General features: G+C 45.2%; 12 protein-coding genes. 6 read left to right on the top strand and 6 right to left on the bottom strand.

The genetic code is table 11. From position 1 onward, the window contains the following. Window positions 1-237: 237 nt before the first annotated feature. The 4 genes from MSMAS_RS00160 to MSMAS_RS00140 all read left to right on the top strand — a co-directional run bounded on the left by MSMAS_RS00160 (window position 238) and on the right by MSMAS_RS00140 (window position 5,699). Window positions 238-1,788 (top strand): 2-isopropylmalate synthase, encoded by a 1,551-nt coding sequence (locus MSMAS_RS00160; RefSeq protein WP_011033231.1) that lies wholly within the window; start codon window positions 238-240, stop codon window positions 1,786-1,788. Window positions 1,789-1,986: 198 nt separating this feature from the next. Continuing rightward, entirely contained in the window at window positions 1,987-2,760 is a 774-nt protein-coding gene (locus tag MSMAS_RS00150; protein ID WP_011033232.1) for a TatD family hydrolase, read from the top strand. Between the two features lie 152 nt (window positions 2,761-2,912). Continuing rightward, the gene (locus MSMAS_RS00145; RefSeq protein WP_048039567.1) at window positions 2,913-3,554 is read left to right on the top strand and encodes an MBL fold metallo-hydrolase; all 642 of its coding nucleotides are present in this window, start codon (window positions 2,913-2,915) and stop codon (window positions 3,552-3,554) included. Between the two features lie 264 nt (window positions 3,555-3,818). Next, window positions 3,819-5,699 carry a YgiQ family radical SAM protein gene (locus MSMAS_RS00140; protein ID WP_011033234.1) on the top strand — a complete coding sequence of 627 codons (1,881 nt, stop codon included), beginning with the start codon at window positions 3,819-3,821 and terminating at the stop codon, window positions 5,697-5,699. 92 nt (window positions 5,700-5,791) lie between these two features. Here MSMAS_RS00140 and MSMAS_RS00135 read toward each other — a convergent pair whose 3' ends face one another. The 4 genes from MSMAS_RS00135 to MSMAS_RS00120 all read right to left on the bottom strand — a co-directional run bounded on the left by MSMAS_RS00135 (window position 5,792) and on the right by MSMAS_RS00120 (window position 9,168). Further along, complete coding sequence (locus MSMAS_RS00135) at window positions 5,792-6,073, bottom strand: hypothetical protein (RefSeq protein WP_011033235.1); 282 nt, start codon at window positions 6,071-6,073, stop codon at window positions 5,792-5,794. Between the two features lie 24 nt (window positions 6,074-6,097). Then, on the bottom strand, window positions 6,098-6,355 hold the full coding sequence (locus MSMAS_RS00130; RefSeq protein WP_011033236.1) for a hypothetical protein: 258 nt from the start codon (window positions 6,353-6,355) through the stop codon (window positions 6,098-6,100). 273 nt (window positions 6,356-6,628) lie between these two features. Continuing rightward, the gene (locus MSMAS_RS00125) at window positions 6,629-7,792 is read right to left on the bottom strand and encodes a (Fe-S)-binding protein (RefSeq protein WP_011033237.1); all 1,164 of its coding nucleotides are present in this window, start codon (window positions 7,790-7,792) and stop codon (window positions 6,629-6,631) included. Between the two features lie 5 nt (window positions 7,793-7,797). Beyond that, a complete protein-coding gene (locus MSMAS_RS00120; RefSeq protein WP_015411718.1) occupies window positions 7,798-9,168 on the bottom strand; it encodes an FAD-binding oxidoreductase in 1,371 nt (456 codons plus the stop codon). Between the two features lie 275 nt (window positions 9,169-9,443). Between MSMAS_RS00120 and arcS the strand changes: the two genes are divergently transcribed. Further along, a complete protein-coding gene (gene arcS / locus MSMAS_RS00115; RefSeq protein WP_011033239.1) occupies window positions 9,444-11,315 on the top strand; it encodes an archaeosine synthase subunit alpha in 1,872 nt (623 codons plus the stop codon). A gap of 47 nt (window positions 11,316-11,362) precedes the next feature. Next, window positions 11,363-11,917 carry a ribosomal protein S18-alanine N-acetyltransferase gene (gene rimI / locus MSMAS_RS00110; protein WP_080503104.1) on the top strand — a complete coding sequence of 185 codons (555 nt, stop codon included), beginning with the start codon at window positions 11,363-11,365 and terminating at the stop codon, window positions 11,915-11,917. Here the strand turns inward: rimI and MSMAS_RS00105 are convergent. Beyond that, window positions 11,901-12,179, bottom strand: coding sequence for a UPF0058 family protein (locus tag MSMAS_RS00105; RefSeq protein WP_011033241.1), 279 nt, complete (start codon window positions 12,177-12,179; stop codon window positions 11,901-11,903). The two genes, rimI and MSMAS_RS00105, sit on opposite strands and share 17 nt — an antisense overlap. 477 nt (window positions 12,180-12,656) lie before the next feature. Further along, window positions 12,657-14,225 carry a DNA primase DnaG gene (dnaG, locus tag MSMAS_RS00100; RefSeq protein ID WP_048039564.1) on the bottom strand — a complete coding sequence of 523 codons (1,569 nt, stop codon included), beginning with the start codon at window positions 14,223-14,225 and terminating at the stop codon, window positions 12,657-12,659. Window positions 14,226-14,358 lie beyond the last annotated feature (133 nt).

Raw genomic sequence — 14,358 nt, 5'->3', positions numbered from 1 at the left:
TCGTTTTTCATGTCTCGTTTTTAAGTACCTGTTCCGTTTTTCGAACATCGTTTTTCAAATTCCGTTTTTCACCTTCGGGATGTCTTGTGACACCCGAGAAGCAACCCTAACATAGCATATCAACTATAAATAAGTTTCCATTGAAAACTCAAAAAAGTAAAATTTCAGTTAAACATTTAAAAATATACATGATGTTTATATACCAGAACTGTACATCCATGTAGATGATTACTATGGATGTACACACTGAAAGAAGGGATCGATTTTTACATCGAACCCATGCAGAGTAAAAAAGTAACTGTTTTTGACACAACACTGCGTGACGGAGAACAAACCCCTGGAGTATCCCTGACTTCTACACAGAAGCTGGAAATTGCTCATCAACTTGACAAACTCGGGGTAGACATAATAGAAGCCGGATTTCCCATCTCTTCAGAAGGAGATAAAGAATCCGTAAAATCGATTTCTAATGCCGGGCTTGACACCACAGTTTGCGGACTGGCTCGTGTGCTGAAAAAAGATATCGATGCCTGTTTTGAAAGTGATGTTGGCCTTGTGCACACCTTCGTCCCTACCTCGGATGTACAGCGGATCTATACCATCAAAAAGAGCCGGGAAGAAGTCATTCAACTGGCTGTAGAAGCTGTCCAGTACATCAAAGACCACGGGCTGAAGTGCATGTTTTCCGCAATGGACGCCACCAGAACAGACCCTGAATACCTCATAGAGGTTTTCAAAGCGGTTCAGGAAGCAGGCTGCGACATCATCAACGTGCCGGATACTGTTGGCGTGATGGTCCCGTCTGCAATGTACAGGCAGATAAAAGGCATTGCAGCTGAAATAACGATTCCTATAGACGTGCACTGTCATAATGACTTCGGGCTTGCTGTGGCAAATAGCCTTATGGCTGTTGAAGCCGGGGCATCTCAGGTACAGGTCACCATAAACGGCATAGGAGAAAGGGCAGGAAATGCTGATCTTTCCCAGACAGTAATGAGCCTGACATCAATCTACGGTGCAAAAACCAATATCCGGACAGAATACCTTGTAGAAACCTCGAAAATGGTTGAAAACTATACAGGAATCAGGCTCCCTCCAAACACGCCTGTGGTGGGGCAAAACGCATTTTCCCATGAGTCAGGAATTCACAGTCAGGGAGTGCTTGAAAAATCCGACACCTTCGAACCAGGAATTATGACTCCGGAAATGGTTGGGCACAGACGGCGCATTGTCCTTGGTAAGCATACCGGCAAACATGCGGTCAAACAGTCCCTTGAGTCTGCCGGGATAAAAACCAATGATAATCAACTCGATGAAATTGTGATCAGGATTAAAGAAATCGCAAACAAAGGTAAACAGATAACAGATGCTGATCTTTATGCAGTTGCCTCTGCAGTTCTCGGTAAAGCGAGTTCTGAGGAAGAGCTGATCAAACTCAAAGAAGTATCCGTCATGACAGGAAACATCCTTACACCTACGGCTGTGGTTAAGGCAGATATTGAAGGAAAAGAAATCATTGCAGCAAGAACAGGAGTCGGTCCTGTGGACGCAGCCCTCCATGCCGTAAGAGACATTCTTGGCGAGAGTAATCATTTCAGACTCCAGGATTTCAGGATCGATGCTATCACAGGTGGGGCAGATGCCCTTGCCGATGTATACATAGGTCTGGAAAATGAAAAGGGAAGGATTGTAACAGCCCGGTCCGCAAATCCGGACATAGTAATGGCTTCCGTGGAAGCCCTTGTAAATGCTATGAACCTTCTCTATAAAAAAGAAAACAAAAGCTGAAAGTAAAGCCCTGAAGAAAAAGTAAAGGATAAGAAAAACTGAAGGGCAAAAAAGGCTGAAAAACCGGAATAATATACCGGAAACCCGGAAAGAAAAACCGAAGATATCAGCTCAAAACCCAAAATCGGATAAGGTCCGGAATCTTCTCTTTTTTTGGGTTTGTATTCCCGAAGCATGTATAAAGTAAAATAAAATGAAATGGAATACAAACCCATGCCTTATCCAATCATTGATTCTCACTGTCACCTTGATTTTCCAAAATTTAACCCTGACAGGGAAGAAGCCATTCAGAGAGCCCGAAAAGCAGGAGTTGTCGGGATGGTCAACTCCGGAATTTCCCTTAAAGGAAACCGCATAAGTCTTGAACTCGCGGAAAAGAACGAGGATATTCATGCCGCACTGGGGCTTAGCCCTGATATCGGCAGGGAAGGCAGTGATAAAGATATAAATGCAATCCTTGCCCAGATAGAAGCTAATGCAGGAAAAGCGGTAGCTATCGGAGAAGCCGGCCTAGATTTTCAGGACTGCAAAACAGACGAAGAACGTAGAAGACAAACAGCTTCATTTAAAAAGGTGATCGAGCTTGCAAAAAACCTGGAAAAACCTCTTGTTGTGCATGCCAGAATGGCTGAAGCTGAAGTCCTGGAGCTTGCCAGGGACGTAGACACAGTAATTTATCACTGCTACAGCGGCTCTGTTGAAACCATGAAGGAAATCGTGGACGCAGGCTACTACATCTCCCTGGCAACACTTGTCTGTTTTTCCGAACATCACCAGACCCTTGCAGCAGAAGTGCCCCCTGAAAACCTGCTCCTCGAAACAGACAGTCCTTTCCTTTCCCCGCGCAGGGGCAGAAACGAGCCTGCATTTATTGTGGATTCGATCCCTGTAGTGGCAGAATATAAGGAAATGGAACCTGCAGAGATTGCTAAATTTGCAACTGAAAACGCACGCAGAGTTTTCAAGATATAAAATTTCAGTAGTAATCAGGAAGAGGGAATCAGGAAGAGAAAATCAGGAAGAGGCTTCAAGAAAAAAAGGAAAGAAAGGGAAGAAAAATAAAAGAAAGGGAAGGAAAAAACAGCAAACAAAAAAGCAAAAAAAGGAGCGGAAGAGGAAGAAATATGGAAGTCCGGTATATTTGCCCCACAGCTTACGATTCCAGTGTTTATCTTGTAAACGGGAAAGTCCTTATCGATGCAGGCATGAACAGTGACCTGATAATTAAACAGCTTGAAAAATACATCAAACTTACAGAACTGAAACTCATCATCCTTACTCACTGCCATTATGACCACACAGCAGCAGCTGCAGCAATTGCAGAAAAAAGCGGAGCAGAAGTTGGGATACATAAAGCTGACCTTGAAGGTGTAAACGATGAGTATCTGAGCGTTTCCGTGCTCTTTGGGGAACGCGCTCCTGCCGTCAAACCCACAATCACATATGAGGAAGGAGATAAAATTGACATCGGAGATGGGGAATACCTGAAGGTCATTCACACTCCTGGCCACTCAAAGGGAAGTATCTGCCTTTATGAGCCGGTTTCAAAGAGTCTCTTTTCAGGGGATACCGTATTTCCAGGAGGAGGGTTTGGGAGAATGGATTTTGAAGGCTCAGAACCCAATAAAATGCTCGGCTCCGTAGAAAAGCTTACAAAACTCGATGTAAAAAACCTGTACTCCGGGCACGGGGCTCCAACTGACAGGGATGGAAACAAACAGATCACGGCATCATATACGATGCTGAAAATGATTATGGGAGCATGAAAACATCTCATGTCTGAAGAAAACTTTAACCTGAAAACAAAAGTAACCGTTTCCGGTTCTTTTACTCCGAAAAAGGCAGGAAAAAAAGCGGAAGTAAAAACCAGAACAAAGGCCGTAAGAAAGACTGAAAAAGCGGAGCCATTGAAAGCTTTGACCGTGGAAGGGAAAAAAGAAGAGTCGAGACCCGGAACAAGAACCGGAAAGAAAGAAAAGAAGCAGAAAAAAAGGTTTTCCCCGCCCCTCCCTCTTTCAAAATTTCTACCGATGAGCCCTGAAGAAGTAAAAGCTCGCGGCTGGAAGGAACTTGATGTTATTCTTGTCACCGGAGACGCTTACGTGGACCACTCCAGTTTCGGGACTGCAATAATCGGAAGGGTCCTTGAAGATGCAGGTTTCAGAGTAGGAATTATTGCCCAGCCGCGCTGGGAAAATCCCGAAGATTTCAAAAAACTCGGAAAACCCAGACTATTCTTTTCCGTAAGCGCCGGAAATACGGATTCAATGGTAAGCAACCTGACACCCGGACTCAAGCCACGTAATAAAGATGCATATTCCCCGGGAGGAAAAACAGGACTTCGCCCTAACCGCGCAGCAATTATCTATTCAAACAGAATAAAGGAAGCTTTTCCTGACATGCCTATAGTACTCGGAGGAATCGAAGCTTCAATGCGGCGTTTTGCCCATTATGATTATCTCTCGGACAAAGTAAGGCAGTCAATTCTGGCTGATGCCCCTGCAGACCTCGTAGTTTACGGTATGGGTGAACTCCAGATTGTAGAAATTGCAAAACGGCTTCAAGCCGGAGAGGACATAAAGGGAATCAGAGACATCTCCGGAACTGTATGGAAAATGGAAGTTAAAGCCTGGAAAGAGCTTAAAGGAAAGGGTAAAGAAAAAGCCGGAGAGCAGGATGAATCTGAAAATGCAACTGAGGAGGTAGCTAAGGATAAATCTCTAGACCCGGCTGAATTTTTTAAGGAATATGTCGAGATTCCTTCGTTCTCCGAAGTTTCCCAGGATAAAGCGGTTTTTGCAAAGGCTTTCCGCACATACTTCCTGGAACAGAACCCTGTTACCGGAAAAGGTATTGTGCAGCCTCACCCGAAAACCATTATCATACAGAATAAGCCAATGCGCCCACTTACAGAAGCGGAACTTGACCATGTTTATGAACTGCCATATACAGGCGAAACCCATCCTTCTTACACCGAACCCGTACCTGCCCTTGAGATGGTTAAATTTTCCCTGACAACGCATAGGGGCTGCTTTGGAGGCTGTTCTTTTTGCGCCATCACCCAGCATCAGGGGCGCATGATTGCGAGCCGGAGCATCGAGTCTATACTGCGTGAAGCAAAAAAGCTTACCCAAAAACCTGATTTTAAAGGCATAATCAACGGGGTAGGAGGTCCCACTGCCAATATGTACGGCATGGAGTGCAGATCCTGGGAGAAGAAAGGAGCCTGCCTTGACAAAGCCTGCCTCTACCCGCGCGTCTGCCCTGCTCTGGATACAAGCCACAAAAAGCTGCTTGAATTAATGCACCGCCTTCGTGAGCTTCCGGGAGTCAGGCATGTATTTACAGGTTACGGCGTGCGCTATGACCTTGCCCTTGAAGATGAAGAGTATTTAGAGGAACTCTGTGCCCACCATATTAGCGGGCAGCTCAGGATCGCGCCTGAACATTTCTCAGGAAGAGTAACCGATGCAATGTCCAAGCCCGGAAAGGAAGTTTATGAGAAGTTTGCAGACAGGTTTAACGCCTTTAACAAAAAATGCGGCAAAGAACAGTATATTGTAAACTACCTGATGTCGGGCCACCCCGGATGCACTCTTAAAGATATGATCGAAATGGCAGAGTATGTGCGGGACCATGGAGGATATACCGAACAGGTTCAGGACTTCACTCCAACTCCTATGACAGTTTCAACCTGCATGTATTACACAGGGCTTGACCCGTTTACAGGCAAAAAAATGTACGTTGCAAGGGATAAGAAAGAAAAAGCAATGCAAAGAGCCCTTATGCATTACAGGAACCCTGCAAACTACGAACTCGTATATGAGGCTCTGGAAAAGGCAGGACGGCTTGACCTTGTTGGAAATGCCCATAAATGCCTGATAAGGAGAAAAGAAAGGCAACGAAAGTAAAGAACTCAACAGGACAGGCTTAGCAAAAATATGCAGGCTTCAAATAAACAGGACTGAGAAGAAACGGATTTTCAGGGAAATTTGCGTTTTTCTCAAAATCCCTGGCACTCGCGCATAAAAGCTTTCAGTTTTCCGCTTACCTGCCCGCAGTAAGTAGTTAAGGGCCTTTCCCTGATCTCAATCACAAGGTTCGCCTCTCCATCCCAGCTAAAATCGGCAACTATGCCATTTCCTTCAAACACTCCGGAATTTCCGGGCGAAGTTTCGATCCCGTAAGCCTGGAGTTTTTTCTTCATGCAGGAAAAAACCGCTGGAGTCACATTTCTGAATTTGATGCCCTGACAGCCTTCGGTGTCAATTTTTCTTTCATCCATATCTGTACCAGGCTCCCGGACTTTTTATGAACCGTGGCACTGTCTTACGAATTGTTTTATTCGCATGGCTGCGGCTTCACAGCTGACAATAAACGGCTTTTCTTTGATGGTAATCGTAAGATTAGACTGCCCATCCCATTCGAAATCTGCCACAATGCCGGATCCCGAGAGTTCTCCTCTGTTTCCTGAAGGAACACTGATCCCTGCTCCCTGAAGCTTTTTCTTCATACATGCGAACGTATCAGGCGGAACATTACGAAACTTTATAGGTCTACAGCTCATTGTTTTCTCCTCCCTGACTACTTAGAACTATTTCTAAAGCCCGTATTTGACTGGAATTTCTAGACAAAAATCGTCTTCCGGGGATAAAAAGTATACTGGTTGTAAAAAACAGAGGTTTATGTTGTCCAGGCTGAAAAGGTAAAGTTAATTCAAAGGGGAGAGAAATAGATTTGAGCCGGACAAAACCGGCCCGGAGTTAAGGTGGAGCTGAGAGAAAACAACAGCTCAAAGCCATAACTGAAATCAGAGTGGCTAAACAATGAAGAACCGACCTTATTGCATCGCCATTGCCACGAGTTCTATAATATCGATTATCTCGATATTTCCGCCTGCATCTCTGAGATTCCTCACACAGAGAGGACAGGATGTCACTATGTAGTCAACGCCTTCAGGCACATCGTCGAGCCTGTTTCTGGCAAGTTCTAGGGAGATATCCGGATATCCTATCCTGACTCCGCCCCCACCGCCGCAGCAGCGGGAGTTTTCTTTGATGTTTTTCATTTCCTTAAGATTGCAGATTGCCTGAATAACTTTTCTGGGAGCATCATAGACCTTATTATGCCTGCCCAGGTGGCAGGGGTCATGATATGTAACTGAAAGGTCAAGGCGTTTCAGGTTGAGTTCTTCAAGGTGCTCGGCAAGGAACTCAGGTAGACTGATGACTCTCAATTCTTCAGGATAATTGTTCTTGAGGGTGGTGTAGCAGCCTGCACAGCCTGTAATAAGGGTGTGTGCTCCCACATTTCTTATCTGCTCAAGGTTGTGCTCCATAATCTTTTCCGCGTCTTCCCGGAAACCGGTGCGGAGAAGGGGAGATGAACAGCACTGCTCATCCGGCAGGAGGGTTACCCCAAAGTGCTGCAAAACCTCAAAGGTCTTTTTTGCAAATTCCGGATAGCGGTAAGAGTCAAAACAACCTACAAAGTACACGTAATCCGACTTCTCAGGGAGTGTTGAGCGTTCCGAATCAGAAAGCCAGTGTAGTCGGCTTCTGGTTTCACCGAACGAATTGCCGCTGGTCGCAACTGCTGACCTCAATTTTTCCTGGGCATCTGTTGTCACACCGCATTTTACCAGCTGGGCACGGGCAGCTTCCACTACTTCTGGAGGATTGGCTCCGGCAGGGCATTTAGCAGCGCAGATCCCGCAGGTAGTGCAGGAAGCAAGGCTCGAAAGGACATCTTCAGACGGCGGCCTCCCTTCGATCAGGCTTTTAATAATAAGCATTCTTCCACGTGTGTTGGCAGACTCCCAGCCGACAACGTCAAAGACAGGACAGACTGAACGACAGGTTCCGCACTGCACGCATTTATAAACCGAACGGCGGTCAACTTCAAAGGGCAGCTTTTTGCTTTTCTCGCCTGTTTCTTTTTTGTTCAATTTCTCTGCCCTCCCGGTTTCATTTTTTACTTCTTCATTTTTTACTTCGTTTTTCATAATTTTTACAGCCCCAGTTTACCCGGATTCAGGATTCCCTTTGGGTCAAGGGCTTTCTTAATTGCACGCATCACTTCAATAGCAGGTCCCCACTGGGCTTCCATGTATTCGGCTCTGGCTGCACCGACACCGTGTTCGGAACTGACCGTGCCCCCAAGCTCTATTGCAGTCCTGTGGACAAGATCTGCAGCCCGGTTAAGGCGGTCCCACTCATCTTCATTCAGGACATCAATGAAAAGGGCTAGGTGAAGGTTTCCGTCTCCTATATGCCCGTATTTCATTGCAGGCAGGTTAAATTTCTCGGAAATCTCCTGTGCCCTCCTGAGCAGTTCCGGGATCTTCTTAATAGGAACCCCTACATCTTCACCTACATAAATCCTGGTTTTTGTAGGGTCAAGGCGAGAAACTGCTGCGCCTACCAGCTTCCTTGCTGCCCAGATATCTGCCATTTCCTTTTCGCTTTCTGCAAGCTTTATGGAAAGGGTCAGAGGAGAGCAAACTTCTATTATCTGCTCTGCTGCCTCACGAGCCGAGTTTTCAGTGCCGTCGACCTCGAAAAGGATGACATCACCTTCAGAGGGGAGCACAAGTTTCGGGTCATAACGTTTAAGCACCTGCAGGGAAACCCGGTCAAGGATCTCACAGGCTGATGGAATAACTCCGTTTGAAAAAGTCTTTACAACTGCCTGTCCTGCAACCTCCGCACTTTTAAAGGAGGCGATCACAAGTTTGCGTGTCTTCGGAAGAGGGGCGATCTTCAGGCTGGCTTTCGTGACAATTCCAAGCGTGCCTTCAGATCCTATTATAAGCTGTGTCAGGTCATACCCGGCAGCTGATTTTAGCATTTTTGAGCCTGTGTGGATAACAGTCCCGTCCGCAAGCACCACTTCAAGGTCGCGGACGTAGTTTCTGGTTGTTCCGTACTTAACGCAGCGCATCCCACTTGCATTATAAGCTATCATGCCCCCGATGGTGCACATTGCAGAGCTGCCCGGGTTAGGGGGAAAGAAAAATCCGTATGGTTTTAAAGCGTCGTTAAGGGCGTCCTGGATCATTCCGGGCTCCACGACTACCTGGATATTGTCAATATCAATTTCGAGAATACGATTCATTCCCGACATATCCAGCACAATGCCCCCACTGACCGGGACAGCTCCGCCGGCAAGACCTGTGCCTGCGCCCCTTGCAGTAACCGGGATTTCATTTTCATAGGCAAGCCTCAAAATGCGGCTGACCTCGTCGGTGCTTTCAGGACGCACCACGTAATCAGGCATCCCCTTGACCTGGGATGCGTCAGAAGAATAACAATAAAGTTCAGAAGGCGAGACCGAGAGCCGCCCACCAACGATTTTTCTAAGCTCTTCAGTTATATTCATTATAGACCTCAAATGTAGAATTCAGATGTGAAAAATAGAAAGTCTGTCACGGTTGGGACAGAAATGAGAGATAATTTGCAGCAGATAATCAATATTAATAATATATAAGAATATACCATCCTCCTTCCTTCCGGGATACATTTGAAATCCAGAAAGAGATTACAGCTTTTCAGATAAGAGAAGAAAAAGTAAAATAAAGGCAAGGAAAACAGGAACTTTTTCAGAAAAAAATGCAGGGCAAACCTTTACATCCTGATAGACATAAGAGGACAAACATGACACAGTACTTTGAAGTAGAAAATAGAGATGGAGCAGCACGTATAGGGAAACTCCTGCTCTCTCCCGAACTCCGCACTCCCTGTGCCCTGCATACGGCAGCACTCGGAAATCTTGAAAACCCGGGGCCTGTTGTTGATGCAGGCAGCCTCTGGACCGGTAGCCAAGAAGAACTTCAAGAACGCATTAAAAAAATCCGCGAAAAAACAGGAAAAGGGACCCTTGTAATTCTTCCACATCAGGCCTACCCTCCTGCCATTCCAGCAGAGTCGCTTGGAAAAGTAAAAACATTTACTTCCGATGGAAACAACGAAATTGATGGACCTGCAGGCTCTCTTTTGCGAATAGGCGGAGAGGTCCAGAAGAGCGACCTTTACATAATCGAAGGTATAGGGACTCTGGAAAATAACGCTCGCAGGTTTCTGGAAACTTTGATAGACCTTAAAAACCGCATCCCCCCTGACACTGCGCTGTACGCCCCAAATCTGGCGCTTCCTGAAAATGCAGCAATGCTTGCCTACATGGGGATCGATGTAACGGATGATACCAGGGCTGAGATTGCAGCTTATTCTGATGTTTACCTTACGGCTGCCGGCAGTTTTTATCTTGATTCACTGACAGAATTTCCGTGCAGGTGCAGGGTATGTGCCTCAACCACGCCTGCAGAATTAAGGACTCTCCCGAAAGCTGAAAGGGCAAAACTTCTTGCGGCGCATAACAGGGATGCTCTCGATGCCGAATTTTCCCTTGTAAGGGAAAAGATCAGGGCAGGTAACCTGCGTGAGTATGTAGAAGGTCAGTGCAGGGTCAGACCCTGGCTCACAGCTCTGTTGCGCCTTGGGGACTTTGAATATTCTTATCTCGAAGAAAGGGTCCCTGCTTTCCGGCAAAACCAGCTACTTGCAGATACTTCAGAGTCTCTTTCAAGGATCGAAGTGGTCAGATTTGCACAGCGCATACGGGAGAGATACACGCCTCCTGATCTTGATATCCTCCTGCTCCTTCCGTGTGCAGCCCGAAAACCTTACTCAACGTCACAGTCCCATCAAAAGTTCATACTTACCCTTGGCAAATACCGAAAGTTTGTCCATGAAGTGATCATAACGTCGCCCCTGGGAATCGTTCCCAGAGAACTTGAACTTACCTATCCGGCAGCCCATTACGATACTGCAGTCACCGGACACTGGGACGAAGAAGAAAAAGCCTGGGTTTCAGGCTGCCTTGAAGACTATCTCTCAAAATACAATTATAAAGCGATAGTTGCCCATGTGGAGGGAGCTTACAGAGAAATCTGTGAAAGAGTAGCCAGAAAGCTGGGAATTGAAATAGTTTATACTGCAGGGGAGAGCCTCACGTCCTACGAATCTCTTTCAAGCCTGAAAAATACTGTTGAATCTATCTGCACATCCGAGGGTTTTAACAGGAAAAGCCAGAATGCGGAAGAAGAGAAGAAAAACTTCGTAAAGGCGGTTGCAAGCTATCAATTTGGAGAGGGCGCAAAATATCTCTTTTCAGGAGAGGTCGGAACCCCTGTGGTGAAAGGGCGTTTTCCAAAATACCAGCTATTTGTTGGAAAGAAGCAGCTTGCAACTTTAATTCCGCAATACGGGATGCTTGCCCTCTCTCCTGAAGGAGGAGAACTGGTGCTAAAAAGTGAGAAGTATGTGGTAAAGATTGATGACTTTGTCCCACGTGGTTCCATTCTTGCTCCGGGTGTTCTTGAGGCAGACCACGGAATAAGGCCGAATGATGAGGTAATAGTGCTTGGAAAAAGAGCGCTCTGCGTAGGAAGAGCTGCGATGAGCGGAAAGGAAATGGAAAAGTCAGGAAGAGGTGTTGCAGTGGACGTGAGGCATGTTAAAAAACTTTAATGCAGGTCTCTATAAAAGAGCAGTTTTTTCCTCGAAGAAGTAATAAAATGGTAGAAATATATAATGATATCATGATAAGACGGTTCGCACCTGAGGATTTCCAGGAAATAGTCGAAATCGAGGAAGAGGCTTTTTCGGAGCATAACTCCCTGGTGTATATGAATTTTTACGAAATGGTTGGAGACGGCTTTCTGGTTGCAGAACAGGAAGGAAAAGTCGTGGGGTATGTTGTAGGCTACCGTTCTGCAGAAAATGAAGGGCATATATTCTCCGTCGGCGTTAAAAAAGAATACAGGGGAAGGGGGATAGGCACGGAACTTATCCATGCGATATGCGATATCTTTGTCGCAAACGGGCTCAGATACGCAAGACTCGAAGTAAGAACCAGTAATACTGGTGCACAAAAATTATACAGATCGATAGGATTCACACAATGCTGGACTGAAAAAAAGTATTATTCAGATGGAGAAGACGGTATGGTCATGAAAATGCATCTGCACCCATACCGCCTTTTGATCTCAAAACAAAAATATCTCGAACCCGTATTTTCGGACAACGAATTCTTTACTACTATAAGGGGCCCTATCAGTTATTACCGATAAGTTTAATGACGGAATTCATGGAATCTCTCATATGGGCAGACGCTTCTTCAAAGATAGGGTCATCCCTTGACATGAGAGTGGCAAGCTCGCCTCCTAAAATAAAAATTGCGCGCTTGTGATCCGCCTTGCTCCTGTGGATGTGGACAGGGCTTATCGATAAAGCCTTATAGTCGTCGAACTCGTGCGTTACACCGTGCCTCTCAAAGTACCTCTTCATTTGAGCCATATATGTGTGCAGTTGTATTAGTTCTTCCTTGTGCATAGCGAACAGACCTACAATTTTACAAGATCAATTTAATATTATCTTGAACCGAATAAAAGAATTACCCGAGGAAATATTCTTCCTACTTTTAGTTAATAGAGTTTTCCATATATTGTATATGAAAAATCATGAAGAATCCCAGCAAAGAGTGTGAATTTTAGCACCATAGTGTGAAATCATACCAAATCGTGGTGATTTCACGGCATTCATACATAAATGTTACACATAAAATAAAAATGATAGGATAATTATCTGCTTAGAAAAAATTACCGTTAGAAAAAAAGCCTGCCATAAACAATTATTCGTAAAAAAATAAAAAAAGGAAGAATAAAAACGAAAGAATGAAAAAGGAAAGGAACAAAAAAACGGGAAATGAAAGAATGGAACAAAAGAACGGGAAAATGAAAGAATAGAAAAATGGAGAAATAAAATACAAAAATAAGGAAAAGGAAAGAAAAAAGGAAGTTAAAAAGCCTCTCAGAGCATGCTTGAGGTCAAAACTTCCATATCTGCAGGAACTTTAGCGATATTTCCTATTTTTACTCCTATAAGGTTTTTGATTTCATTGCTAGAAGCGATATCAACGAGCCTCTGTGTGATCACGCCATCAAAAACTACACTTTTCACATTATCCCTGTAGTTCTTTAGCCTGCTTGCAAGGTCTCTTACTGCGATTTCTTCTATAACCTTATCATCGGAGTCAAGAATCCTTGCAGTCAAAGTACCTTTAAGAGCATCAACGTGAGGCCTGAACCTTATAGCTTCCGGAGAAACCGGAGCCGGGGCCTGTCTTGCCGGAGCCGGGGAAACCCTAACCGCCTCTCCTCCAGGAACCTTTACAGCCGGGCCTTTTTCAGCCGCAGCTTTTCCTCTGGTGACTCTGGTAGCAGGAACTGCCCTTGCCATAACCGCAGGCTTTGCAACAGAGGTTCTTGCCTCAACTCTTTCTGCCGCAGCAGAAGTTTTTTCAGCAGGCCTTTCTGGAATTCTTTCAGTGACCTTTTCGAAAATTTTTTCCGGAGCTCTTTCAGGGCCGGTTTCTTCCATTTCTTCAGGGAACTCCTCTTCATGGATGTCTGCTTTTGGAGATACCCTGTGAACCTTCACACGCTTATGCAGCTTCTTCTCAGCAATCCTGGGAACAATTTCCGGAGCTCTGATCTTTCTTTTAGAAACACGTTCCAGCCTGCATGCGCTGTCTTCATTTTCTCTTTCCTGAATCCCGTATTTCTCAATGATCTGTTCCACCGGAACCTTGCGGCGGAGAGCTCTGATAATTTCTTTCTGGACCAGGTCTTCCACACATTTGCCATCCGGCGCACGGGCAACATAGTCGATGTCTGCTACCTGCAAAAGTTCACGTATAATGAGTTCTCCGCCACGGTCACCATCCGTAAAAGCGGTTACTGTTTTCTTTTTAGTAAGTTCGGCAACCTCAGGAGGAATGTTGGTTCCACCAACGCAGATGGTATTTTTAATCCCATAACGGAGGAGGTTCAGGATATCAGCCCTGCCCTCGAGAATAATAATAGCGTCCGAGTTAAGCACATTCGGCCCGCAGGGTATTCTTGACTTGCCATAATAGGTCAGCTCATCAACCCTTACAGACTGTCTTACTTCATCGGCAAGTTCCTGAGATTCGGGCACAGTCTCATCGAACATTTTCGTAAAAATGAGTTTTGCCCTCTCAATGATTTTTTTGCGTTTTACAGCCCTGACATCTTCTACCTGGAAAACCTCTATCTTGGCACTGCAGGGACCTACCCTGTCAATGGTTTCCAGCGATGCTGCAAGAATTGATGTCTCTACTTTATCAAGGCTAGAAGGAACGAAGATATTTCCTTTGGTTTTTCCACCTTTAGCAGTGACCATTACCTCAATCCTTCCGATCCTTCCGGTTTTCTGCAAATCACGCAGATCAAGGTCAGCTCCAAGAAGACCTTCAGTCTGACCAAAAATTGCGCCTACGATATCCGGACGCTCAATAACCCCATCAGCATTGATTTTAGAGTGAATAATGTATTTTGTTGTATCAGTATTTTGCATGTGAATTCTCCCAGAATTATTATAACGATTTATCATGAAGTATTATTATGAAAGGTTTTTTCTCTGGCAATTTTCTGGCAAATAGACAGGAAATAGTCTCTGTACACGGGGGAACCTGGTGTACAATTCTTTT

The sequence above is a fragment of the Methanosarcina mazei S-6 genome (assembly GCF_000970205.1).
Classification (GTDB): Archaea; Halobacteriota; Methanosarcinia; order Methanosarcinales; family Methanosarcinaceae; genus Methanosarcina; species Methanosarcina mazei.
This window is presented reverse-complemented; position numbering and strand designations above follow the sequence as displayed.